Source organism: Achromobacter pulmonis, from assembly GCF_002885955.2.
GTDB classification, from domain to species: Bacteria; Pseudomonadota; Gammaproteobacteria; order Burkholderiales; family Burkholderiaceae_B; genus Achromobacter; species Achromobacter pulmonis_A.
Map to the genome: position 1 here is coordinate 963,351 of NZ_POQS01000001.1, position 23,986 is coordinate 987,336.

General features: G+C 69.4%; 23 protein-coding genes. 5 read left to right on the plus strand and 18 right to left on the minus strand.

The window, feature by feature from the left end:
* Positions 1-103: 103 nt before the first annotated feature.
* On the minus strand, positions 104-2,389 hold the full coding sequence (locus C1I89_RS04460; RefSeq protein ID WP_102771551.1) for a nitric-oxide reductase large subunit: 2,286 nt from the start codon (positions 2,387-2,389) through the stop codon (positions 104-106).
* A 218-nt stretch (positions 2,390-2,607) separates the two neighbouring features.
* Here C1I89_RS04460 and C1I89_RS04465 point away from each other — a divergent pair, with 218 nt between their 5' ends.
* Complete coding sequence (locus C1I89_RS04465) at positions 2,608-3,366, plus strand: aspartate/glutamate racemase family protein (protein WP_102771552.1); 759 nt, start codon at positions 2,608-2,610, stop codon at positions 3,364-3,366.
* Here the strand turns inward: C1I89_RS04465 and C1I89_RS04470 are convergent.
* Positions 3,314-4,024 carry a Crp/Fnr family transcriptional regulator gene (locus C1I89_RS04470; protein WP_102771553.1) on the minus strand — a complete coding sequence of 237 codons (711 nt, stop codon included), beginning with the start codon at positions 4,022-4,024 and terminating at the stop codon, positions 3,314-3,316. The two genes, C1I89_RS04465 and C1I89_RS04470, sit on opposite strands and share 53 nt — an antisense overlap.
* A gap of 151 nt (positions 4,025-4,175) precedes the next feature.
* Here C1I89_RS04470 and C1I89_RS04475 point away from each other — a divergent pair, with 151 nt between their 5' ends.
* Positions 4,176-5,831 (plus strand): acyl-CoA synthetase, encoded by a 1,656-nt coding sequence (locus C1I89_RS04475; protein ID WP_102771554.1) that lies wholly within the window; start codon positions 4,176-4,178, stop codon positions 5,829-5,831.
* A 28-nt stretch (positions 5,832-5,859) separates the two neighbouring features.
* Entirely contained in the window at positions 5,860-7,626 is a 1,767-nt protein-coding gene (locus C1I89_RS04480) for an acyl-CoA dehydrogenase (RefSeq protein WP_102771555.1), read from the plus strand.
* Here C1I89_RS04480 and C1I89_RS04485 read toward each other — a convergent pair.
* Positions 7,611-8,825, minus strand: a complete 1,215-nt coding sequence (locus C1I89_RS04485) for an MFS transporter (RefSeq protein ID WP_258231329.1) — start codon at positions 8,823-8,825, stop codon at positions 7,611-7,613. The two genes, C1I89_RS04480 and C1I89_RS04485, sit on opposite strands and share 16 nt — an antisense overlap.
* A gap of 91 nt (positions 8,826-8,916) precedes the next feature.
* Here C1I89_RS04485 and C1I89_RS04490 point away from each other — a divergent pair, with 91 nt between their 5' ends.
* Positions 8,917-9,366, plus strand: coding sequence for a winged helix-turn-helix transcriptional regulator (locus C1I89_RS04490; RefSeq protein ID WP_102771556.1), 450 nt, complete (start codon positions 8,917-8,919; stop codon positions 9,364-9,366).
* Here the strand turns inward: C1I89_RS04490 and C1I89_RS04495 are convergent.
* The 10 genes from C1I89_RS04495 to C1I89_RS04540 form a co-directional block, all read right to left on the minus strand.
* The gene (locus tag C1I89_RS04495) at positions 9,363-10,325 is read right to left on the minus strand and encodes a pyridoxamine 5'-phosphate oxidase family protein (protein ID WP_102771557.1); all 963 of its coding nucleotides are present in this window, start codon (positions 10,323-10,325) and stop codon (positions 9,363-9,365) included. The genes C1I89_RS04490 and C1I89_RS04495 overlap by 4 nt on opposite strands.
* A gap of 17 nt (positions 10,326-10,342) precedes the next feature.
* Entirely contained in the window at positions 10,343-10,981 is a 639-nt protein-coding gene (locus C1I89_RS04500) for a glutathione S-transferase family protein (protein WP_102771558.1), read from the minus strand.
* A gap of 110 nt (positions 10,982-11,091) precedes the next feature.
* Positions 11,092-11,979, minus strand: coding sequence for a LysR family transcriptional regulator (locus C1I89_RS04505; RefSeq protein WP_102771559.1), 888 nt, complete (start codon positions 11,977-11,979; stop codon positions 11,092-11,094).
* Between the two features lie 105 nt (positions 11,980-12,084).
* Positions 12,085-12,447: a hypothetical protein gene (locus tag C1I89_RS04510; RefSeq protein WP_102771560.1), complete on the minus strand. Its 363-nt coding sequence runs from the start codon at positions 12,445-12,447 to the stop codon at positions 12,085-12,087.
* A complete protein-coding gene (locus C1I89_RS04515; protein WP_102771561.1) occupies positions 12,444-12,902 on the minus strand; it encodes a hypothetical protein in 459 nt (152 codons plus the stop codon). Before C1I89_RS04515 ends, C1I89_RS04510 begins: the two co-directional genes overlap by 4 nt.
* Positions 12,903-12,910: 8 nt before the next feature.
* Positions 12,911-13,897, minus strand: coding sequence for a Bug family tripartite tricarboxylate transporter substrate binding protein (locus C1I89_RS04520; protein ID WP_102771562.1), 987 nt, complete (start codon positions 13,895-13,897; stop codon positions 12,911-12,913).
* Positions 13,898-13,951: 54 nt separating this feature from the next.
* Positions 13,952-15,007 (minus strand): 3-keto-5-aminohexanoate cleavage protein, encoded by a 1,056-nt coding sequence (locus tag C1I89_RS04525; protein WP_102771563.1) that lies wholly within the window; start codon positions 15,005-15,007, stop codon positions 13,952-13,954.
* A 110-nt stretch (positions 15,008-15,117) separates the two neighbouring features.
* Positions 15,118-16,086, minus strand: a complete 969-nt coding sequence (locus tag C1I89_RS04530; protein ID WP_102771564.1) for a tripartite tricarboxylate transporter substrate binding protein — start codon at positions 16,084-16,086, stop codon at positions 15,118-15,120.
* 89 nt (positions 16,087-16,175) lie between these two features.
* Positions 16,176-17,225 (minus strand): AraC family transcriptional regulator, encoded by a 1,050-nt coding sequence (locus tag C1I89_RS04535; protein WP_102771565.1) that lies wholly within the window; start codon positions 17,223-17,225, stop codon positions 16,176-16,178.
* Positions 17,222-18,112, minus strand: coding sequence for a LysR substrate-binding domain-containing protein (locus C1I89_RS04540; protein ID WP_102771566.1), 891 nt, complete (start codon positions 18,110-18,112; stop codon positions 17,222-17,224). Before C1I89_RS04540 ends, C1I89_RS04535 begins: the two co-directional genes overlap by 4 nt.
* Positions 18,113-18,238: 126 nt before the next feature.
* On the opposite strand from C1I89_RS04540, the gene C1I89_RS04545 reads away from it, so the two are divergent.
* Positions 18,239-18,895: a flavodoxin family protein gene (locus C1I89_RS04545; protein WP_102771567.1), complete on the plus strand. Its 657-nt coding sequence runs from the start codon at positions 18,239-18,241 to the stop codon at positions 18,893-18,895.
* On the opposite strand, the gene C1I89_RS04550 is transcribed toward C1I89_RS04545, so the two are convergent.
* The 5 genes from C1I89_RS04550 to C1I89_RS04570 all read right to left on the minus strand — a co-directional run bounded on the left by C1I89_RS04550 (position 18,892) and on the right by C1I89_RS04570 (position 23,979).
* Positions 18,892-19,794, minus strand: a complete 903-nt coding sequence (locus C1I89_RS04550) for a DMT family transporter (protein ID WP_102771568.1) — start codon at positions 19,792-19,794, stop codon at positions 18,892-18,894. The two genes, C1I89_RS04545 and C1I89_RS04550, sit on opposite strands and share 4 nt — an antisense overlap.
* 131 nt (positions 19,795-19,925) lie before the next feature.
* Positions 19,926-21,407, minus strand: a complete 1,482-nt coding sequence (locus tag C1I89_RS04555; RefSeq protein ID WP_102771569.1) for a D-amino acid dehydrogenase — start codon at positions 21,405-21,407, stop codon at positions 19,926-19,928.
* 102 nt (positions 21,408-21,509) lie between these two features.
* Positions 21,510-21,947, minus strand: coding sequence for an Rrf2 family transcriptional regulator (locus C1I89_RS04560; protein ID WP_102771570.1), 438 nt, complete (start codon positions 21,945-21,947; stop codon positions 21,510-21,512).
* 56 nt (positions 21,948-22,003) lie between these two features.
* The gene (hmpA, locus tag C1I89_RS04565; RefSeq protein WP_102771571.1) at positions 22,004-23,221 is read right to left on the minus strand and encodes an NO-inducible flavohemoprotein; all 1,218 of its coding nucleotides are present in this window, start codon (positions 23,219-23,221) and stop codon (positions 22,004-22,006) included.
* 89 nt (positions 23,222-23,310) lie between these two features.
* Entirely contained in the window at positions 23,311-23,979 is a 669-nt protein-coding gene (locus C1I89_RS04570) for a 4'-phosphopantetheinyl transferase family protein (protein WP_102771572.1), read from the minus strand.
* Between the last annotated feature and the right edge of the window lie 7 nt (positions 23,980-23,986).

A 23,986-nucleotide genomic window follows, 5' to 3' on the forward strand; every position in this document is an offset into this window, starting at 1 on the left:
TCCGGTTGCGTTCCGGGGCGGGACGCCCCGGGACCTGGATCTATTGGACCGGCTCCCGCCGCCGCCCTCTTTGCGCTGGCGCAATGAGGGCGGCGAACCGGGATCAGCCGCGGGCCGGACGGGCCTGCAGCCGCGGCTCGTTGGGCACGGCGCGGCCGCTCAGCAGGCCCAGGATGACCTGCACCACCATCGCCAGCGCGCCCAGCAGGAACACCACGTCGCCGAAGGTGCGGCCCCAGCGCAGGTTCTGCAGGATCTCCTGCTGCATGAAGGCTTCGCTGCGGGCGTACCACATGCCCTCGCTCACGCTGGCCTGGAACTGGATCAGTCCGATCGGCAGCAGGCTGGTGAAGATCATCAGCGCCAGGCCGATGTTCAGCCCCCAGAACGCCAGCTTCATCAGGCCGGGGTTGAGCGTGTAGTGCGGACGGATGTAGCGCAGCACCATGAGCGTGAAGCCCAGCGCCAGGAAGCCGTACACCCCGAACAGCGCGGCGTGCGCGTGGACCGGCGTGGTGTTCAGGCCCTGGATGTAGAACAGCGACACCGGCGGATTGATCATGAAGCCGAAGACGCCCGCGCCCAGCATGTTCCAGAAGGCCACCGCGACAAAGCACATCAGCGGCCACTTCAGGTTGTTCATCCACGGCGCGCGCGACTTCAGGCGCCAGTTTTCCCAGGCCTCGTGGCCCAGCACGATCAGCGGCACCACTTCCAGCGCCGAGAAGCTCGCGCCCACCGCCATCACCGGCGTGGTGGCGCCGGCGAAATACAGGTGGTGGAAGGTGCCCGGCACGCCGCCCAGCATGAACAGCGAGGCCGAGGCCAGGCTGGCGGTGGTGGCCATGCGGCGCGACACCAGGCCCATGGTCGAGAAGATGAAGGCCAGCGCGGTGGTGGCGAAGACTTCGAAGAAGCCCTCGACCCACAGGTGCACGATCCACCAGCGCCAGTATTCCATGATCGTCAGGTGGGTGCGCTCGCCGTAGAAGAAGCCGGCGCCGTAGAACAGGCCGATGGCGCCCGTCGACGCGGTCAGCAGCGCCAGCAGGTTCTTGTCGGTGCCCTTGGTGCGCAGCGCCGGCACGATGCCGCGCAGCATCAGCACCAGCCAGAAGCACAGGCCCACGTACTTGCCGATCTGCCACAGGCGGCCAAGGTCCACGTACTCATAGCCCTGATGGCCCAGCCAGAAGTTCAGGTTCGGCGGCATGATCTGGGCGATCGCCAGGTAATTGCCGATGTACGAACCGACCACCACGACCACCAGCGCCCAGAACAGGATGTCGACGCCCAGCTTCTGGTACTTGGGATCGCGCCCGCCGTTGATCACCGGCGCCAGGAACAGGCCGGCCGCCAGGAAGCCGCTGGCGATCCAGAACAGCGCGCTCTGGATGTGCCAGGTGCGCACCAGCGAGTATGGGAACCACTGCGACAGGTCGACGCCGTAGAACTTCTGCCCTTCGACGGTGTAGTGCGCGGTGAAGCCGCCCAGAAGCACCTGGAACCCGAACAGCGCCGCGACCAGGAACACGTACTTGCCCAGCGCCCGCTGCGAGGGCGTGAGCGCGAAGCTGGTCAACGGATCCTTGGCGGGCGCCTCGGGTTCCGGCTCTTCCTCGCCGCGCAGGAAGGCCCAGGCCCACACCAGCAGGCCGATGCCGGCCAGCAGCACCACCACGCTGACGATGGACCAGACAATGTTCTCGGTGCTGGGCGTGTTGCCGATCAGCGGCTCGTGCGGCCAGTTGTTGGTGTAGGTGACGTCCTGGCCCGGGCGCTCGGTCGCCGCGGCCCACGCGGTCCAGAAGAAGAACTGCGTGAGCTGCGCGCGCCGCGCCGGATCGGGCAGGGTGTTTTCCTTCATGGCGTAGCTTTCGCGGGTGCGATGCTGCGACGGCGCGTCGGAGAACAGCAGGTCGTAGTAGGCCGCCGTCTGCGCCATCGCCCGCGCGCGGCGCGGACTGACCGTGAGCGTGTCCGTCGCGGCGTCGGTGCCGTTGCCGCGGTATTCGGCCTTCAGGGCCTCGCGCAGCGCGGCCTGCTCGGGCGTGGACAACTGCGCGTAGTCCTTGCCGTGCGCGTCGCGCGCGGCAAGGTCCAGCCAGGCCGTCAGTTCGCGGTGCAGCCAGTCGGCCGTCCAGTCGGGCGCCTGATAGGCGCCGTGCCCCCAGATCGATCCCAGCTGCATGCCGCCGATCGATTGCCAGGCGGTCTGGCCGTCCAGGATGTCGTCACGGCCGAACAGGCGGGTGCCGTCGGCCGACACCACCTGGCCGGGAATCGGCGGCGCCTTTCGGTAGACTTCGCCGCCATAGAAACCCAGCAGTGCGAATGTGATCGTCAGCACGGCGATCAGCGTGAACCATAATTTCCGATACGGACCCATGATGGGAACGCCCTCCAGTGTTGCGGTTTTTGGGTACGCTCCTATATGCGAATTCCGTGCCAGAAAAATTTCCCTTTAAATCAATGGATTGTGATTTATCGGGTTTTTTTTACCGTGATACATAAGGGTATAAATAACTCCTTAAAGGTCATTTCTACCCTTCTGCGCCATTTACGATGGCGCAGCCTCTTCCCGTCCCTCTACAAGGAGCCGACCGCATGGTGACCGCAAGCGACAACTCCGCCCCCTTGCATATCGGCATCGTGGCCTGCTCGGCGGAAGGCGCGGCGCTGTGCTATCGCACGCTGTGCGCCGAAGGCGCGCAGCGCCTGGGTCCGCACGCGCACCCCGAGATCTCGCTGCATACGCATTCGCTGGCCGACTACGTGGCCTGCCTGGACCGCGGCGACCTGGACGGCGTGGGCGCGCTGATGCTGTCCTCGGCGCACAAGCTGGCGCGCGCCGGCGCCGATTTCCTGATCTGCCCCGACAACACCATCCACCAGGCGCTGGACCCGATATTGGCGCGCTCGCCGCTGCCCTGGCTGCACATCGCCGCGGAAGTCGCCGCCCAGGCGCAGGCGCGCGGCCACCGCCGCCTCGGCATCCTGGGCACGCGCTGGCTGGCCGACAGCGAGGTCTACCCGGACAAGCTGGACGAACGCGGGCTGCAATGGCTGCGCCCCGAACCGCAGGACCGCGCGCTGGTGGGCCGCATCATCATGGACGAACTGGTGTACGGCGTCTTCAAGCCCGAATCGGTGGCGCGGCTGCAAGCCGTGGTCGAGCGCCTGCGCGCGGCCGGCTGCGACGCCGTGGTGCTGGGCTGCACCGAACTGCCGCTGGTGCTGGACGACGCCAATTGCGCGCTGCCCACGCTGGACTCCACCCGCATCCTGGCGCGCGCCGCGCTGGCCCGCGCGCTCAGATCTGCTCCAGCCCGTACTGGCGCAGGCGCTCCAGGTCCAGCACCTTGATCTGGTTGTAGGCCAGCGCCAGCATGTCCTGGTCGGCCAGGGCCTGCAGCGCCTGGTTGACCCGCTGGCGCGACAGGCCGGTGAGATAGCCCAGCTCCTCCTGCGAAATCGCCAGGGTCAGGTCGGTGGACGGATACAGCCGCGGATTGAACAACTGCGCCAGCGACTGCGCCACCCGCGCGTCCGCGTCCAGCAGGCGGTGGTTCTGGATGGAGGCGATGAATTCGCCCATGCGGTCGTTCAGCTGGCCGATGACGAAATGCGAAAACGGCAGGCTGGCCGCCAGCAGCGCGTGGAAGGTCGCCGCCGGCACCAGCAGCACCAGCGAGGGCTGGATGGCCACCACGTCGTACTTGCGCAATTCGCGCTTGATCACGCTGCCCTCGCCGAACCAGCCGCCCGGCGGCACGCCCGAAAACGTACAGCTGCGCCCCGACTCGTTGTAGATGGCCAGTTTGAGCAGGCCCGTATGCACGCCCAGCCAGTAATCCGAGGGCGCGTTGCGCCGCGCGATCCAGGCGCCGGCGTCCACGCGCTCGGCGCGCGAGCTCGCCAGGACCAGCTCCTGGTGTTCGGCCTGCAGCGCGCCGAACCAGGCGCAGGCGGCGAACAACGGCGCCGGTTCTTCGGCGGAAACGATGTTTGAAACGTCGGACATGGGAAGATCCGTGTAAAACTCGGGATGGGTCTGTCATGCAGGTGACAGACTGCATTTTCCGGCCGCCGATAAGCTCTAGCAAGCGAAGCGGAACAAACGCCCTCCGCGCAAAGAATATCCGGGTGCCTTCCGCATCCGACAGGAGACAAGCATGAGCAGCATGTACGAGCACGGCCTCGCGCGCCGCGAGGCCAATTACACGCCCCTGACGCCGGTGGATTTCATCGCCCGCGCCGCCGAAGTGTATGGGCAGCGCCTGGCCGTGGTCCACGGCAAGGTGCGGCGCAACTGGGCCCAGACCTACGAACGCGCGCAGCGCCTGGCCGGCGCGCTGGAGCAGGCCGGCGTCCGGCGCGGCGATACGGTCGCGGTCATGCTGCCCAACATCCCCGCCATGGTCGAGGCCCACTTCGGCGTGCCCATGCTGGGCGCGGTGCTCAACACCCTGAACACGCGGCTGGACATTCCCAGCGTGCTGTTCATGCTGGGCCACGGCGAGGCCCGGGCGCTGATCGTGGACACGGAATACGCCGAGGTCGCGCGCCGCGCCGTGGCCGAGTATCCCCACCTGAAACTGATTTCGGTGCACGACCTGGAGAGCGCGCCCGCCGCCCTGCCCGGCGCGATCGACTACGAAGACTTCCTGGCCGCCGCGCCGGCGCGCTACGACTGGCAGCCGCCGGCCGACGAATGGGACGCCATCGCGCTGAACTACACGTCCGGCACCACCGGCGATCCCAAGGGCGTGGTCTACCACTACCGCGGCGCCTATCTCAACGCGGTCAGCAACATCCTCGAATGGGACATGCCCAAGCATCCGGTCTATCTGTGGACCCTGCCCATGTTCCATTGCAACGGCTGGTGTTTCCCGTGGACGGTGGCCGCGCGCGCGGGCGTCAACGTCTGTCTGCGCAAGGTCGACCCCAAGATGGTGTTCGACCTGATCCGCGACGAAGGCGTGACCCATTACTGCGGCGCGCCCATCGTGCAAAGCGCGCTGGCCAACGCGCCGGCCGAAATGCGGGCGGGCATCCGGCACACCGTGCGCACCATGGTCGCCGGCGCGGCGCCGGCGCCGGCCGTCATCGCCAAGATGCGCGACATCGGTTTCGAGCTGACCCACGTCTACGGCCTGACCGAGGTCTACGGCCCGGCGGCCGTGTGCGCGCGCCAGGACGCCTGGGACGCGCTGGAAGACGAGCAGCGCGCGCTGCTCACCGCCCGCCAGGGCGTGCGCTATCACCTGCAGGCCGGCGTGTCGGTGCGCGACCCGGAAACCATGGAACCGGTGCCGCCCGACGAGCAGACCGTGGGCGAAGTCATGTTCCGCGGCAACATCTGCATGAAGGGCTACCTGAAGAACGAGCGCGCCACCGACGCCGCGTTCGCCGGCGGCTGGTTCCACACCGGCGACCTCGGCGTGATGACGGCCGACGGCTACGTCCGCATCAAGGACCGCAGCAAGGACATCATCATCTCGGGCGGCGAGAACATCTCCAGCATCGAAGTCGAGGACGCGCTCTACCGCCATCCCGCGGTGGCCGCGGCCGCGGTGGTGGCCATGCCCGATCCCAAGTGGGGCGAAACCCCGTGCGCCTTCATCGAGCTCAAGCCCGGCTGCAGCGCCACCGCCGAGGAAATCATCGCGCATTGCAGAAGCCTGCTGCCGGGCTTCAAGGTCCCGCGCGCGGTGCGCTTCGGCGAACTGCCCAAGACCTCCACCGGCAAGATCCAGAAGTTCGAACTGCGCGCCGCCGTGGGCGCGACCTCGGCCATCGACCTGGCCGCCCCGGGCAAGACGGCCTGACCACACCCCATCCAGGAGCGCCAACGCAATGACGTACCAAGCCCCCGTGAAAGACATGCTGTTCGTGCTGAACCGCCTGGCCGGCCTGCCCCAGGTGGCCGCCCTGCCCGGCTTCGAGGAAGCCACGCCCGACACCGTGCAGGCCGTGCTGGAGGAATCCGCGCGCTACGCCGGCGACGTGCTGGCGCCGCTGAACCAGCCGGCCGACCGCGAGCCCAGCGCCTGGCGCGACGGCGCGGTGACCACCTCGCCCGGCTTCAAGCAGGCCTTCCGCCAGTACGCCGAAGCCGGCTGGCAGGGCATGACCCATCCGGTCGAGTACGGCGGCCAGGGCCTGCCGGGGCTGCTGGGCTCGCCCTGCTCCGAGATGCTCAACGCCGCCAACCTGTCTTTCGCGCTGTGCCCGCTGCTGACCAACGGCGCGATCGAGGCGCTGCTGACCGCCGGCTCGCCCGAGCTGCGCGAGCGCTACATCGGCCCCATGATCGAAGGCCGCTGGACCGGGACCATGAACCTGACCGAGCCGCAGGCCGGCTCCGACCTGGCCATGATCCGCTCTCGCGCGCAGCCTGCGGACGACGGCACCTACCGGATTTCCGGCACCAAGATCTTCATCACCTATGGCGAACATGATCTCGCCGAGAACATCGTGCACCTGGTGCTGGCCCGCCTGCCCGACGCGCCCGAAGGGGTCAAGGGCATTTCGCTTTTCCTAGTGCCCAAGTTCCTGGTCAACGAGGACGGCACGCTGGGCGCGCGCAACGACGTGCAATGCGTGTCGATCGAGCACAAGCTGGGCATCAAGGCCAGCCCCACCGCGACCCTGCAGTTCGGCGACGCCGGCGGCGCGGTGGGCTATCTGGTGGGCCAGGAAAACCGCGGCCTGGACGCCATGTTCATCATGATGAACGCCGCCCGCTACGCCGTCGGCGTGCAGGGCATCGCCGTCGCCGACCGCGCCTATCAGCATGCGCAGGCCTATGCCGCCGAGCGCGTGCAGAGCCGGCCGGTGGACGGCTCCTCGCGCGAGGCCGTGCCCATCATCCAGCACCCCGACGTGCGCCGCATGCTGGGCACCATGCGCGCGCTGACCGAGGCCGGCCGCGCGCTGGCCTACGTCACTGCCGGCCATGCCGACCTGGCCCACGCCAGCCCCGACGCCGAAGCGCGCAAGCGCCACCTGGCGGTCCAGGAATTCCTGGTTCCCATCGTCAAGGGCTGGTGCACCGAGATGTCGATCGACGTGGCCAGCCTCGGCGTGCAGGTGCATGGCGGCATGGGCTTCATCGAGGAAACCGGCGCCGCGCAGTACTACCGCGACGCCCGCATCCTCACCATCTACGAAGGCACCACCGCGATCCAGGCCAACGACCTGGTGGGCCGCAAGACCCTGCGCGACGGCGGCGCCGTCGCCCGCGCCCTGCTGGCCGAAGTCCGCCAGACCGAAGCGGCGCTGGAGGCCAGCGGCGATCCCGCCGCGGCCCGCATGCTCGCGCCCCTGCGCCGGGCCAGCGCGGCGCTGTCCGACGCCGTCGATTTCGTGCTGGCCAACGCCGCCAGCCATCCCAACGCGGTGTTCGGCGCCGCCGTGCCCTACCTGCTGCTGGCCGGCACCACCCTGGCCGGCTGGCAGATGGCGCGCGCCCTGCTCGCCAGCCTGGCCCACCGCGACGAAGACCCGGCGTTCCACGACGCCAAGATCGCCACGGCGCAATGCTATGCGCTGCACAAGCTGAGCCAGGCGCCGGGGCTGGCGGCGGTGGTGCTGGGGTCGAAGGATTACGCCTTGCCGTGACGGCAGGCGTAGGGGCGTTGCGCCGCCTGACGCGGCAGCGTCAGTGCCCAGAACGCCAGCGCCGCCAGGCTGATCGCCGCGCCCAGCGCGCAGACGCCCGGCCATCCGGCCTGCGCGTATATCGCGGTCGAGGCGATCGAGCCCAGGCCGCTGCCGGCGGCGTAGAACATCATGTAGCCGCCCACCAGGCGGCTGTGCGCCTGGGCGCTGATGCCGAAAATCATGGCCTGGTTGGTGACGTGCAGCGCCTGCAAGGCCACGTCCAGGACCAGCACGCCCAGCGCCAGCAGCCACAGGCTGTGTTCCAGCAATGCGATCGGCGCCCACGACAGGCACAACAGCGCCAGGCCCGCCGCCGTGGTGCGCTCGCCCAGCCCGCGATCGGCCAGCCGGCCGGCGCCGGCGGCCATCAGCACGCCGACCACGCCCACCAGCCCGAAGGCGCCCACCGCCGTATGCGTCAGCGAATGGGGCGGCGCGCTCAAGGGCAGCACCAGCGCGGTCCAGAACGCGCTGAAGGCGGCGAACATCAGCATCGCGATCGTGCCGCGCACGCGCAGCACGCGCTCTGACGCGAGCAAGTCGTACAGCGAACGCAGCAGCGCCCAGTAGCCCAGGTCCACCGTGGGCAGGCGGCGGCGCGGCAGGCGATAGGCCAGCACCACCGCAAGCGCCGCCGCCAGCGCGGCCGACACCAGGTACACCGCGCGCCAGCCCCAGGCGTCGGCCACCACGCCGGCCAGCACCCGGGCCAGCAACAGCCCGGTCACCACGCCGCCCTGCGCGGCCCCGACCACGCGGCCGCGTTCGCCCGGTGCGGCCAGCGCCGCCGACAGCGCCAGCAGGCCCTGCGTCATCGCCGTGCCCAGCAGGCCCAGCGCGACCATGCCGGCCAGCAGCCAGGGCGCGGCAGGCGCGACCGCCACGGCCGCCAGCGCCAGCGCCAGCAGCCCGAGCTGGCCGATCATCAGGCGACGGCGGTCCAGCAGGTCGCCCAGCGGCACCACGAACAGCAGCGCCAGCGCGCAGCCCAGCTGCGTGGCCGTCACCACCACGCCCACCGCCGCCTCGGACAGGCCGAACTCGCGGCCGATGGCGTCCAGCAGCGGCTGCGCGTAATACACGTTGGCCACGCTCAGGGCGCAGGCCACCGCAAGCAGCAGCACCAGCGAACGCGGCATGGGAGAGTCGTCGGACATGGCGATTCCTTTTGGTTTCATTACAAAACCAGAATACTAGGATTCAAGGTTTTATAATGCAACCATTATTTTTCCTGCGCGAGGAATCGGCATGGTCAAACGCACGAGTTTCGAAGGCGCCGCCTGCCCGGTGGCGCGCTCCCTGGACGCCATCGGCGACTGGTGGTCGCTATTGATCGTGCGCGACGCCTTCGACGGGCTGCGCCGCTTCGGCGAATTCCAGAAAAGCCTGGGCGTGGCCAAGAACATCCTCAGCGACCGCCTGCGCACGCTGACCGCGCACGATATCCTGGCCGCGGCCCCCGCCTCCGACGGCAGCGCCTACCAGGAATACGTGCTCACGGAAAAAGGCCGTGCGCTGTTCCCGGTGATCGTCGGCCTGCGCCAATGGGGCGAAGACCACTATTACGGCCCCGCCGAGCCCCACTCGCTGCTGATCGACCGCAAGCGCGGCCAGCCCGTGCGCCGGCTGGAAGTGCGCGCGCAGGACGGCCGCCCGATCGGCCCGGAAGACACCGTGGTACAGAAGACGGATGCCTAGGCTCCGGCCCACTGCCCGGTCGCCAGAGAGGCCGGCGAATAGGCCTCGAAACGCCAGCGCAGGGCCAGCGCGCCCGGACGGAATGCCACGCGGCGCGCGTGCACCCGCCACAGCCGTTCGGCGCCCTCGAACCGCGCGACCTCGGGGCTGTCCAGGATCACTTCGGCGCGTCCGGCCAGCTGCAGCACGTCGCCGCGCTCGAAGTCGATGAACAGCAGCCCGGCGCGCGGGTTCAGCACCATGTTGCCCAAGGTGTTGAAGTAGCGGTTGCCCGAGAAATCCGGGATGGTCAGCACATTGCCCTCCACCCGCACGAAGCCCGGCTTGCCGCCGCGGTGCGACACGTCCACGGCGCGCTCGCCGGCGTCGACGTAGCTGGCCACGAACAGGGTGTCGGACCGCGCGATCAGCGCGCGGGCGGCGGCGTCCAGCCCGTCGCGCTCGCGCGGCGCGCCGGCGAAACGCAGCGCCGGAGAACGGGAGAAATGGAAGTCGCGGGCCTGTATGTACTTGGGGCAGTTGCCGAAGGACTGCGCCACCGCGATCTCGAAACGCTTGCCGTCCCAGGCCGAAATGCGGCCGTTGACCCGGTTGCGCCGGCGCGTGTGCAGCTCGATGCCCAGCACGCCCACCGGCCGGTCCGGTCCCAGGCCGGCCAGCAGCGGATCGTCGGCGTCGGGCGTGGCGCAGACGCGCAGCACGCGCGGATCGGGCGAGACCGCGAAGCCGGGCGGCCCCTCCAGCACGCCGGCCCAGGGATCGCCCTGCCCGTCCACCGCGCCGGCCACCAGGAACGGCAGCTGCGCGAAGAATTCGCGGTGCTGGTCCGGCATGTAGTTGCGGATGACCTTGGGCCCGGTCTGCTGCATGCGTTCGGCCACGCCGGCGTGGCGTTGCAGCAGGGTTTCGCCGGCATGCCAGGGCGACGGCGTTGCGGCAGGCGTCGAAGCGATGGTCATGATTGCGCTCCCTGCCATCACGCGGCCAGCAGGCCCACCGGCGAGCAAGCCATGGGCACGAAGCGCGGCAGGCCTTCGATGCGGCGCAGCCAGGCCCGCAGCGCCGCATAGCTGTCCAGCGACACATTGCCCTCGGGCGCATGCGCCACATAGGCATAGCAGGCGACGTCCGCGATCGAGGGCGCCGCGCCGGCCAGAAAGTCGCGGCCGGCCAGCTCGCGGTCCATGACCGCCAGCAAGGCATGGGCGCGCGCCAGCGTGCTGTCCACGTCGTAGGGCGCACCGAACAGCGTCACCAGGCGCGCTGCGGCGGGACCGGCGGCCAGCGGCCCGGAAGCGACCGACAGCCAGCGCTGCACCGCGGCCGCGCCGGCGGCGTCCTCGGGCAGCCAGGCCTGGCCTCCGTAGCGCCTGGCCAGGTAGACCAGGATCGCGGTGGAGTCCGCCACCACCACGCCGCCGTCATCGATCACCGGCACCTGGCCGAACGGATTGAGCGCCAGGAACGCGGGGCGCTTGTGTTCGCCGCCGCGCAGGTCCACGTCGACCGTCCGGTGCGGCACATCGAGCAGGGACAGCATGAGCGCCACGCGATGGGCATGGCCGGACAGCGGAAAGCTGTAGAACGTCAGGATGGAAGGCTGGGCGGTCTGCATGAGGTTTCTTCAATGGGGACTGGAGACAGGCCCATCTTGGCCCCGCGCCGGCCGCGGGGGAACGGCCGGCCGCGGCAAGACACTCTTGCAGGCGGTGAAAGAATATGCGGCTAGGCCGGCAGCGCGGCCAGGTCGCGGCGCAGGGCCTCGACGCAGAAATCGACGAAGCTGCGCACCTTGGCCGAACTCTTGCGGCCTTCCGGATACACCACGTGCACCGGCAAGGGCGGCAGTTCGAAGTCGCGCAGCACCACTTCCAGTTCGCCGCTGGCCAGGTGGCGCGCGACCTGGTAGGACACCACCTGCGTCAGGCCCCAGCCCTCGCGGGCCGCCAGCACCGCGGCCTGGAACGAGGTGACCGTCAGCTGCGAATCGACCCGCACGCGCCTGGGCTGGCCGTCCTGCAGGAAGCGCCATTGCGGCCCGCGCCCTTCCATCGCCGCGGTGATGGTGCAATAGCGCTGCAGCTCGTCCGGATCGCGCGGCGCGCCATGTTCGCGCAGGAACGCGGGCGCGGCGCACACCACGCGGCGCACCTCGCCCACCTGCACGGCGGTCAGCGACGAATCGGGCAAGGCGCCGATGCGCACCGCCACGTCCACGCCTTCGTCGAGCAGATTGACCACGCGGTCCACCAGCAGCGTGCGCACCGAGACTGCGCGGTGCGCGCGCAGATAGCCCAGCACCGCCGGCATCACGTGCAGCTCGCCGAACAGGGCCGGCGCGGTGATGCTGAGCGCGCCGCGCGGGGCGGCCATGGCGCCGGCCGCGGCGTCATCGGCCTGCTCCACCTCTTCGAGGATGCGGCGGCAGTCCGCGGCATAGCGCTGGCCGGCCTCGGTCAGGCGCAGGCTGCGCGTGGTGCGCACCAGCAGCAAGGCGCCCAGCCGCCGCTCCAGCGCCGCCACGCTGCGTGTGACGCTGGGCGCCGACATCTCCAGGCGCCGGGCGGCGGCGGCGAAGCTCTGCGCCTCGGCCACCGCCAGGAATACGGTCATTTCATGGAATCGGTTCACGGTGCGCCGCCAGGGTCGCGGCGAGGCCGCCGCGCAATGTCGGACGATATTAGAAGCGGCTCCCGGACCCGTCAATCCGGCGCCGGATCACAGCGCACGCGCCCGCGTTCCTATCGCGTCGAGCAGTTCCAGCGCCCTGGCCGCAGCGCCGGCGCCGCCTTCCATGTCGCCGCGCACGTGCAAGGGGCGCAGCTCCTCGATCGCTTCGAGCTGCGCGATCAGCAGCGGTTCGGCCAGCCGGTACTTGCGCAGCACGCTCACCATGCACATGGACGCGTGCACCATGTCTTCGGACTCGTCGCTGACGCCAGTCCTGTGCAGCGTGTAGTTGACCCAGTGCGTGGCCGCCAGCATCGCCGCCTCGATGCGGATCTCCCAATCCGCGTCGGTGAGCTTGGCGAGCGAGCGCTCGATCCGCCGCGCCTTGGCGCGATGATGGTCAGGAATCATCTGCGCGCCTCCGGAAGGACCAGCGCGTCATAGACTGCGATGGCTTCCGACAGCGCACCGTCGCAGGCATCGACTATGGCCTGCGTCGGAACGCGGTCGCCCCGCAGGCAGGGATCGCGATAGGTTTCCAGTTCGTGCAGCGCGGCTTCCAGGCGCTGCACGGGCTCGGGCATTTCCCCTGGAATCGCCGGCCAGCCGACATGGCTGACGTCGCCCGGGCCGCGCAGTTCGCGCCGCCAGCCGCCGTCGGGCTGCGGCACCACGTGCACGCCTGGAATGGTCGAGAAAACACGGTCCTCGCTGGTCAGCCCCACCGCGTGCAGCGCGGCGTTCCAGATATTGGTTCCGGCCGTCAGGCCGGTCCAGTACCACAGCTCGAAATCCTCCAGGGGGTCGAGCCTGGCGCGCAGCCGCAGCAGGCGGCCGATCTTTTCGGCATGGGAAGCGATCTTCATGGCCTGTCTCAATCCGCCTGGATGTTGCCGTCGACCACGACCTTGCGCCAGGCCGCCAGGTCGTCCTTTATCGTCTGCACGAACGCCTCGCGGCTGACGGCCTGCGCCGGCGGCACGTTGGCCTGCAGCAGCGCCTGCCTGAACGCCGGCTGCACCTGTTCGCGGTTGATGACGGCGTGCAGGCGCTCCACGATTTCCGGCGGCGTGCCCTTGGGCGCGAAAATGCCTTGCCAGCCCGCGGCGGTGAAGGGATAGCCCTGCTCGGACAACACCGGCACCTCGGGCAGCCGGGGGCTGCGCACCGTGCCGGTCAGGGCGATGGGCCGCAGCTTGCCCTGCTCGATGAAGCCCAGCGGCGCCACGACGTCGACCCAGCCTATCGGCAGCTCGCCCGACACGATGTTGGTGAGCAAGGAAGGCGAAGTCTTGTACGGAACGTGATTGATGCGCAGGCCGGCCCGCTGCTTGAGCCACTCCATCGTCAGGTGGCCGTTCGAGCCCACGCCCCAGCTTCCGTACGAAGGGTACTTGTCGGGATCGCTGCGCAGCAGCGCCACCAGTTCGGGCAGCGTCCTGGCCGGCACCGACGGATGCACCACCAGCAGCACCCCGCCCACGGAGGACAGCGCCACCGGCTCCAGGTCGCGCAAGGTCCGGATCGATATGGCGGGATTCAGGGCCTCGGCCATCACCATGGACGAGGCCGTGCTGTGCAGGATCGTATAGCCGTCCGGCGCCGCGTTCTTGACCGCGGCCGAACCGATCAGCCCGTTCGCGCCGGGCCGGTTCTCGACCACGAAAGGCTGGCCCAGCGCGTCCTGCAGCCGGGCGTAGAGCTGGCGCGCCAGCGTGTCCAGCACGCCGCCCGGCCCGCCGGGGACGATTACCTTGACCGGCCGCGCGGGCCATTCGCCGGCGCCCTGGGCGCGGACCAGGCCGGCCGCCAGCGCCGCCGTCGCGCCGAGTATGAGTTGCCTGCGAGTCAACGATGCCATAATTCATCCATCCCGTGGTTCAGGTTCGCGGCCGGACCGGCCGGCCGCCCGGTTTCAGTCCGGCTTGCGCAGGAAGCCCTGGTTGCCGCCGTTGCGGTTGGGCGCGAAGCCGTTGGCCCGCAGCGTCTCGTCGGCGGTCTCGTAGAACACGCCGATCTTCATGATCTCGCGCGCCTGCTGCGCGGTGGCGATGGGGCGGCCGAATTCGCCGGAGATGCGGACCAGCTGCCTGATCTGCTCGACCGAGCTCATCTTGCCCGTGCGCGTCTGGTTCCACAGCACGTCCTCGATGCCGCAGCGCACGTGCAGGCCCAGGGCGATGCCGATCATGTTGATGGGCAGCACGTTCAGCACCGAGCTCTCCACCGTGACCACCGCGCCGTCGGGCACGGCGCGCAGCATGTTGGCCAGGTTGTAGATGTTGGCCTGGTCCATGCCGCCGCTGATGGCGACCCAGTTCATCACCAGCGGACCCTTGTAGACGCCGCGGCGGATCATGCGCTCGATCGTCTCGAAGCTGTTGATGTTGTAGACCTGGAACTCGCTCTGGATGCCCGCCGCCGTCAGGCGCCGGATGTGCTCCTCGGCCCAGCTGGGATTGGAGGGCACGATCATGTCCTTGTAGGTCGAATACAGCTCCGGAAAGCCGCGCGAAACGCCCCTGAAGTCATCGACGCCGGCATGTTCGGTGACGTTCATCTGCGTGGTGTTGACGGTCACCGTGACCTGGTCGGGCCTGGGATCGAGTTCGGCCAGCATGTGGCGGGTGTCGTCGCTGAGCCACTTGGCCGCCTGCCCTTCCTCGGGCGCGAAGCTGATGGAGCCGCCGACCTGGATGATCATCTCGGGCACGGCCTCGCGCACGCCGGCGATCAGTTCGTTGAACATGGACAGGCGCTTGCTGCCCTTGCCGTTGGCTTCGCGCACGTGCAGGTGCAGCACGGTGGCGCCGGCTTCGTAGCAGTCCACCGCCTTCTGGATCTGCTCTTCCATCGTGACCGGAATGTCTTCGGGAAAGTCCGAAGGAATCCAGCCCGGCGCGTAAGGCGCGGCGGTGATGATCAGGGGCTGCTGGTTTTCGGGATACAGATGGCCGTCTAGGAAATTCATGGCTGGATGCTCCGCTGGGGTGGAAATGGAAGGGTTGCGGCGCCGGGCGTGCGCGGCCGTGCCGGCGCGCGCAGGCGCGCCCGTGTCGCGTGGGAAACGGTGCGGGCGGGTCAGTTCGCCCGGATGTCGAACTTCTTGACGATGGCGGCGTTGCGCTGGAACAGCTGCCGGTTTTCGGCCAGCAGCGCGGCCGTATCGGTGCTCACGTCGGGCTCCAGGCCCACGTCGCCGAGCTTCTGCTGCACCGTGGGCGCGCTGGCCGCCTTGCTGACGATGGCCTGGAGCCTGGCCAGTACCTCGGGCGGCAGCTTGCTGGAACCGTAGAAGCACACCTGGCCCTGGAACTGGATTTCGGGGTAGCCCAGCTCGCTCATCGTCGGCACCTCGGGAAAATACCTGGACCGGTTCTTTCCGGCGACGGCATAGGCGCGCAGCCGGCCGCTCTTGATCAGCGGCAGGGACGTCACCATGCCGTCGAACATCACGTCGACCTGCCCGCCGATCACGTCCTGCAGGGCCTGCGGCGATCCCAGGTAGGCCACGTGCTGCATGTCCAGCCCGGCCTGGCTGCTGAAGATCAGCCCGGAGTACTGCGACACCGTGCCCGTGCCGTAGCTGGCGAAAGAAGACTTGCCCTTGCGCGTCTTCAGGTGCTCGACCAGGCTCGGGAAATCCTTGGCCGGATAGTCTGCCGAACTCACCAGCGCATAGCTGGTGAACGCCACCCGGGCGATGGTGACGATATCGCCCAGCGGGTCGTAAGGCACCTTCATCACCTGCGGCGCCTCGACCAGCATGTTGTTCGGCCCGAGCGCGATGGTGTCGCCGTCGGGATCGGCCTTCAGCATGGCGCTCAGGCCTATCGAGCCGGTCGCGCCGGGACGGTTCTCGATGACCACGGGCCGGCCGGTGTCCGCGGACATCTGCTGCCCGATCACGCGGGCGGCGATGTCTATCGTGCCGCCCGGCTGTCCCGGGACGATGACCCGCAAGGGCTTGCCGCCCAGCGCCCAGGCGCTGAACGCCAGCGACCATCCGATCAAGGCCACGGCGGGCCGTGCAAATCGCTGCAGTCTCATGTCCGTCTCCTGTGCTTTCTTATGTCGGACGGATGCGCGCTGCGCAATGCCTGTCCTGTGGGCATAAGTATCTGCCGGACGCTGCGCGCTCACTTGCTTTTCTGGGACACAAGTTTGCTTTTTTGGGACATGGACCCGGCCTGCTTGCTCCACTCGGTGGCGCTGCAGCCGAACAGGCCGCGGAACCAGTGGCTGAAGCTGCTGGCGCGGGCGAAACCCAGCAGCTCCGCCACCTCGCCCAGCGGCAGGTCGCTCTCGCGCAGATGGTGCCTGGCCAGGTCCGAGCGCACCTGGTCGAGCAGCCGGCTGAAGCTCAGCCCTTCCGCTTCGAGCCGGCGGTGCAGCGTGCGCCGGTCGACGTGCAGGAAGCGCGCCACTTCCTGCGCGCTGCACGCGCCGCTGGGCAACAGCGCCAATATGACCCGGCGGCAGGTCTCCTGGGCGCTCTCGCCGCGATCGGTCAGCGCCGCTTCCAGGTATTTGCGCGCTAGGTCGGCGGCGACCTGGTCTCCCGGCTCGCGCGGGCGGGACAGGTCGCTGGCCAGGCACACCAGCCCATTGAAGTCCTGGTTGAATTTGACGGCGCGGCGGAAATAGGCGCGATGCGCGGCGACGTCCTTGGGCGGACGATGCGTGAAACAGACGTCCAGCGGCTGCCAGCGCGGCCCGATCAGTTCGCTGAGGATGCGAAACAGCGTGCCCACGGCCAGCTCCACCGACTGGCGCATCGCCAGTCCGGGCGTGGGCAGCAGATCCTCGCGCAGCACGATCACGTTGCCCGCGTCTTCGACGCGGATGATCAGCGAGGCGTTCACCAGCCGCAGATAGCGGCACAGGGTGTCGATGGCGGCGCGCGGCGTGGGCGCTTGCCTGAGCACCAGGCTGATGGGGCCGAGCGCGGACAGCTTGCGCCTTGCCGCCAGGCGCAGCGCCAGGTCTTCCGTGCGCGTGGCGCGCGCGGTGATCTCCAGCAGTTCGCGCACGGCGTCCCGCGAAATCAGCATCTCCGGATCGTCCAGGAACTTCGCCTGCAGGCCCACCGCCTTCATGAAGGCGTAGGGGTCGCGGCCCAGCGATTGCACCAGTTCGACGTAGCCGCTGAGGCTGCCGCTGCGCATCAGCTGCGAGGCGTGTCTCATGCCTGGGCCTCGAATTCCCGGCCCAGCCACGCCAGGAACGCCTTGACCGGCGGATGCCGTTCGCGCCCCGGCGCGCACAGCGCCGTATAGGCCGCGCCCGCCACCCGCACCTGCGGACGGCAGGCCACCAGGGTGCCCGCGTCCACGCTGTCGGACACCATCACCGAGCTGGCCAGCACCAGGCCCTGCCCGGCGATGGCGGCCTGCAGCGCATAGTGTTCCTCGTCATAGGCGTGTTCGGCCGCCGGCCGGCGCCAGGCCGGCAGCCCGGCCGCCTCGCACCAGTCCCGCCAGCCCTGTTCGTACAACAGCGAGTCGCGCCAGCGCACGGTCACCAGCGCCGGCGCGCGCCTGCCCTGCCGCGCCACCAGGGCCGGCGCGCCATAGACGCCGAACCGCTCCTGCAGCGTGCAGGCGGCATGCAGGCCCGGATACTGCCGGCGGCTGTAGCGCACCGCCACGTCCACGCTGGCGTCCTGCAGCAGATCCACCGGTTCGGCGCTGGCATTCAGGCGCAGCTGGTATTGCGGATGGGCCTCGTAGAAACGTCCCAGCCGCGGCACCAGCCACAAGGCCGCGAACGAATGCGTGGTCGATACCGTCAGCGCGCCCGAGGCCGGCGCCGGCCGCAAGTCGTCCAGCGTCTGGGCCACGTCCAGCAGCGCGCCGTGCACGCGCGCGAACAATCGGCCGCCGGCGTCCGTCAGGCGCACCCCGCGCGGCACGCGTTCGAACAGCGCCACGCCCACATGGCGTTCCAGCGCCTTGACCTGGTGCGAAACCGCCGTCGCGGTGACGGCAAGCTCGGCCGCGGCCAGCTTGAAACTGCGCAGCCTGGCGGCGGCCTCGAAGGTGCGCAGCGCCGTGACGGGTAGCGTGGCGAACATGGATGGCGGGCCCCGGGATGAATTCGATTCATCTTAGTTCAGGAATGCTCATTTGTCGCCGCCCGGCGATGAACCTAAATTCTGCCTGACGCATGGCATATCGCCTGCAAGAACGGGAAACCTCACATGAATTCACATCAAGCCGAAAAAAGCCTGCTCATCCTGGTGGGCAGCCCGCGGCGCGACGGCAACAGCGCGGCGCTGGGCGCGGCCGCGCTGCGCGGCGCCGAAACCGCGGGCGTGCGCGCCAGCCTGCTGTTCCTGGACGATTACATCCACGGCTTTCTGCCCGACCTGCGGCGCGCGCCTGCGCCCACGGACCGCTACGCGGAACTGTTCCTGGAGCATTTCCTGCCGGCCGACGGCATGCTGCTGTGCACCCCCATCTGGTGGTACGGCATGTCGGCCCAGGCCAAGGCCTTCTTCGACCGTTCGTTCGCGCACTACGCCGGCGCCGGCCCCGAGCCCGAGCGGGTCAAGGCCCGCATGGCCGGCAAGCGCCTGGGCCTGGCCGTGGCTTCCGAGGAGACCTATCCCGGCGCCGCGCTGGGCATCGTGCACCAGGTCCAGGAATACGCGCGCTACACGCACTCGGATTTCATCGGCTATGTGCACGGCGCGGGCAATCTGCGCGGCGAGATCGCCGCCGACCCGCGCCGGCCGCTGGACGCCGCGGCCGCGCTGGGCGCGGAATTCTTCGCCCGCAAATATTCCGACTACCGGATCGAGACGCCGCGCGCGCGCAATGTGTGGGACGAACCCGCGGGCGCAGGCGCGGACTAGTCCAGCGCCAGCCCGCGGGCGCGGCCGAACAGCGGCCGCTGCACGGTCTGCGCCAGCAGCACGCCGGCCAGCGTCACCGCGCCGCCCAGCAGGTGGTAACCATGCAGCTGCTCGCGCAGCAGCGCGAAGGCGGCCAGCGCGGTGAACAGCGGCAGCAGGTTGATGAAGATGCTGCAGCGGTTGGGGCCCAGCCGCTGCACGCCCTCGATCCACAGGAACGACAGCAGCACCGACGAGAAAATGCCCGCGTAAAGAATCAGCGGAATGGTGTCCGCGTCCAGCGCGGCCTGCGCCGCCGGCACGCGCAGGTACAGCGGCAGCATGTAGAGCAGCGCGAAGATCGACTGCACGAAGGTCGACTGCCAGGCCGGCAGCGGCACCTTCCAGTGGCGCAGCAGCACGCCGTACAGCGCGTACGACAGGGCCGCCAGCAGCATCAGGCCGTCGCCCGCGTGGATGCCTTGCTGGAACACGCTCAGCATGTCGCCCTGCCCCACCAGGTACAGCAGGCCGATGAACGAAAGCGCCCCGCCCGCGGCCATGCCCAGGGTCAGGGGGTCGCGCAGGATCAGCACGCTGAGCAGCATGCTGAGCAAGGGGATCAGCGCGGTCAGAATGGCCATGTTGGTGGCCGTGGTGGTTTCGGCGGCGCGGTACGACAGCGCCTGGAACAGCGCCGAGGACAGCGCGCCGTACAGGGCCAGCTTGGGCCAGTGGCGCAGGATGAGCTTGCGGTTGCGCCAGGCCGGGCGCGCGGTGAACAGGCCCATGAGGAACAGCGCCAGCACCAGCCGGTAGAAGGTGATGGCCGTGGGCGAGATGGCGCTGGCCGCCATCTTGGAGACGATGACGTTGCCCGCCCAGAACAGGATGGCGAACAACGGGTACAGATAGGACATGATGATTGCGCTCGCAGGATTAGGATGGACGCGGCCGCGAAGCGGCGCGCGGATGCCTATCCTAGGGAGCGCGGGACAGTCCGTCTGCCGACGAAATGGCAGGGGCTATCTGGAAATGGACATGGGCCGGTTCAGGGGCGAAACGGCGCGGGGTCCAGGGGCAAGGCCACGTCCGCCATCTGGGCGGTCAGCAGCGCCGCGCTGCCGCAGGCCAGCGTGAAGCCCAGCGCGCCCTGGCCGACGTTGAGCCACAGATTGTCGGCCGCAGGGCTGCGCCCGATCAGGGGCTTGCCGGTGGGCGTGGCCGGGCGCAGGCCCGCCCACGGCACCGCCTGGCGCAGGTCCAGCGCCGGGAAGGCCTCGCGCACCTGGCGCTTGAGCAGCGCGATGCGCGCCGGGTCGATGTCGGCGTCGGCGCTGCCGATGTCCACCATGGCCGCGATCCGCAGCATGCCGCCCACGCGGGCGTAGACGATGCGCCGTTCGTAGTCGGTCACGCTGATGCGCGGGGCCACGGAATCATCGCCGTCGGCCAGCGGCACGCTCAGGCTGTAGCCCTTGAGCGGATACAGCGGGACGTCATGGCCCAGCGGACCGAGCAGCGCGCGCGTGCCGATGCCGGTGGCCAGCACGATGGCGTCGGCGCCGATGTCGCCCTGGCGCGTGTTCACCGCCACGATGCGGCGGCCTTCGCGCTGCAGTCCGGAAACCGGATTGGACATGACGCATTCCACGTTGCCCAGCGACTGCAGGCGCTCGAACAGCGCCTCGGTGAACTGGCGGCAATCGCCCGCCTCTTCGCTCGGCGTGTAGATGGCGCCGGCCAGGCTGCCGCCCATGCCGGCCAGCGCGGGTTCCAGCGCCAGGGTCTGGGCCGCGTCCAGCACCTGCTGCTCGGCCCCGTGCGCGGCCTGGTAGGCGACCAGCGCGCGCGCTTTCTCCAGCAGCTCGGGGCTGCGGTAGGCGATCAGCTTGCCGTTCTTCAGGTGGCCGAAATCCAGGTTCTCCTGCTCCAGCAGGGTATGCATCACGTCGCGGCTGAGATAGGACAGGCCGGAGAGCTGGGNCATGCCGGCCAGCGCGGGTTCCAGCGCCAGGGTCTGGGCCGCGTCCAGCACCTGCTGCTCGGCCCCGTGCGCGGCCTGGTAGGCGACCAGCGCGCGCGCTTTCTCCAGCAGCTCGGGGCTGCGGTAGGCGATCAGCTTGCCGTTCTTCAGGTGGCCGAAATCCAGGTTCTCCTGCTCCAGCAGGGTATGCATCACGTCGCGGCTGAGATAGGACAGGCCGGAGAGCTGGGCGGTCGATTCGCGCGCCACCGAGGCGCGGCACGCCAGCGCGAATTGCAGGCACCAGCGCCACTGGTGCGGGTCCAGCCGGGGCCTGAACCGCAGCGGCGAATCGGCCCGCAGCAGCCAGCCCGGCACGCTGGGCAGCACGCCGGGGCCGGCCAGCGGCGCCACGTAGCTGTAGCTGAGCTGTCCGCCGTTGGCGTAGCTGGACACTTCCGCCGGACGGGGCTGGCTGTCGACCAGAACCACGTCGTGGCCCTGGCGCGCCAGAAAATACGCCGACGTGACGCCCACGACGCCGGCACCGATGACGCAAACGCGCATGCCTGAATCCAAATGACTGGGAATCGCCTATTCTCGGGCGCGCGCGGCGCCTGCGGCAAATGCCAAATGCCGCAGGGTCCATAACAAAAGGGAATGCGCGCCTCAGGCGGCGCGGTGCAGGCGGATGATGGCGGCGGCGGTCGGATCGCGCACCAGGTCGGCCAGCGTGTAGCCGTTGAGCGCGTCGTAGAAGGCCTGCAGGGTGCGCGCCAGCACGCCGGAAAGATGGCAGACGCCGTCCAGCGCGCAAGGCGGCTCGCGGCAGTCGATCAGCGGGCCCTGCTGCTCCAGTTCGCGGATCAGGTCGCCCAGCCGGTACTCGGCGGCCGGGCGCGCCAGGCGCAGGCCGCCGCCCTTGCCGCGCGAGGTGTCGATCCATCCGCGTTGCGCCATGAAGTGCGCCACCTTCACCAGGTGATTGCGCGACAGGCTGAAGCGGTCGGCGATCTCCGGGATGGTGACGGCGGTAGGCCGGTCGCGGCATTGCGTCAGGTACATCAGCACGCGCAGGCCGAAGTCGGTGAATCGGGTCAGTTGCATGGCAAGGTCGGGAAGGTCCCCGGCGGCCGGGGAGACAGGCCGCCAGGATACACCGCTCAGGCCGGCGCGCCGCCGCTGCCGAAGGCCTCGGCATGGATGCGGTCTTCGGGCACGCCCAGGCTGGTCAGGGCCTGGCGCTGCGCGCGCATGAAGCCGGCGGGGCCGCACAGATAGTAGTCGGCGCCCGGCACGATGGCGTCGTCCTGGATGGCGAGCAGGTCCACGCGGCCGGCGTGGTCGTAGTCGCGGCCGCGCTGGTCGCCGTTGCCGACTTCCTCGTAGAACACGGCCTTGCGCACGTTGGGGCGCTCGGCGGCGATGCTGTTGACGTGCTCTTTCATGGCGTGCACCGAGCCGTTGCGGCAGCCGTGCACGAAGCGGATCTGGCGGTCGTCGTTCAGGCCCACCAGGTGGTTCAGGATGGACACCATGGGCGTCAGGCCCACGCCGCCGCTCAGCAGCACCACGGGCGCGTTGCCTTCGGGACGCAGATGGAAATCGCCCTGCGGCGGCGCCACGTCCAGCACGTCGCCCTCCTGCAGGCGGTCGTGCAGGGCGTTGGAGACGCGGCCGGCCGGCGCCTGCGCGCTGCCGGTTTCGCGCTTGACCGAGATGCGCAGGCGGTCCTGGCCGGGCGCGTCGGACAGGCTGTACTGGCGCGGCTGCATCAGGCCCAGTTCGGGCACGTACAGGCGCACCGAAACGTATTGGCCGGGCTGGTACGGGGGCACCTTGCCGCCGTCGGCAGGCGCCAGGTAGAACGAGGTGATCTCGGCGCTCTCGCGCTGCTTGCCGACCACGCGGAACCCGCGCCAGCCGGTCCAGCCGCCGGGCTTGGCGGCCGATTCGCCGTACAGCCGCGCCTCTTCGGCGATCAGCAGATCGGCCAGCTGGCCGTAGGCCGCGGCCCAGGCGTCCACCAGTTCGTCGGTGGCCGCCTCGCCCAGCACTTCGCGGATCGAGGCCAGCAGGTGCTTGCCCACGATGGGGTAGTGCTCGGGGCGGATGCCCAGGCTCACGTGCTTGTGCACGATGCGCGTCACCACCGGCATCAGCACCGAAGGATCGTCGATGTGTTCGGCATACGCCGCGACCGCGCCGGCCAGCGCCTGCTGCTGTTGACCGCCTTCCTGGTGGCCCTGGTTGAAGACCTGCTTGAGCTCAGGGTTGTGCTGGAACATGCGGGCATAAAAATGCCGGGTCAGCGCAACGCCATGCGTCTTCAGGACGGGGGCGGTGCTCTTGACCAGGGCGCGGATTTCGGGACTCAACATCTACTGCTCCTTGTGGTGCGATCGGGTTCGCCGTTAAACATATATTCATAATACATCTTTAACAATCTAATGGTAAACCCGCATCCGCTTCAGTCCGCTAACACCTCCCACTCGCCCAAAATCGCAACCGGCGGCAACACACAATTGGTTGCAGCGCGCCACGCGGGACGCGCCGGCGTCCCGGCCGCGGCGCGCCAGACCGCCGACGCCACCCACTCCCCGCCCAGGCGGTAAGCCGCCGCCCGCCACGCTCCCGGCGGCGCCCGCAGCCGCCATCCGGCCCAGTCCGCGTCCGGATCGCCCGCCAGGCCGACCGCGGCCATGTCCGCCGGAAAATCCAGCCGCGCCGCCTTCACGAAGGCTTCCTTGAGCGTCCATAGCAGGTAGAAGCGTTCCAGCCGCGCGGCGTCGTCCAGGCGCGCCAGCGCGGCCTGTTCCCGCGGCGCGCAGACCCATCGCGCCAGGCGCGGCACGTCGCGGGGACGTATCCGCTCCAGGTCGGCGCCCAGCGGCAGCCCCGCCGGCCCCGAGGCGCACAGCGCATGGCCGGCGCTATGGCTGAGCGAGGTCGTTGCGCCTTCGGCCAGCGCCGTGCGCACGTCCTGCAGCAGGGCGCGGCTGGCGCGCCAGTCGGCCTGCGCCCGGGGCCCGCGCACGGTGCGCGCGCGCGCCGCGTCGCCGGCCGAGAGCCGGTCCTCCGAATAGGCTTGCGCGGCGTGGCCGTCGGCCCACCAGAGCAGGATTTCAGGGGTATCCAAGTTAAAA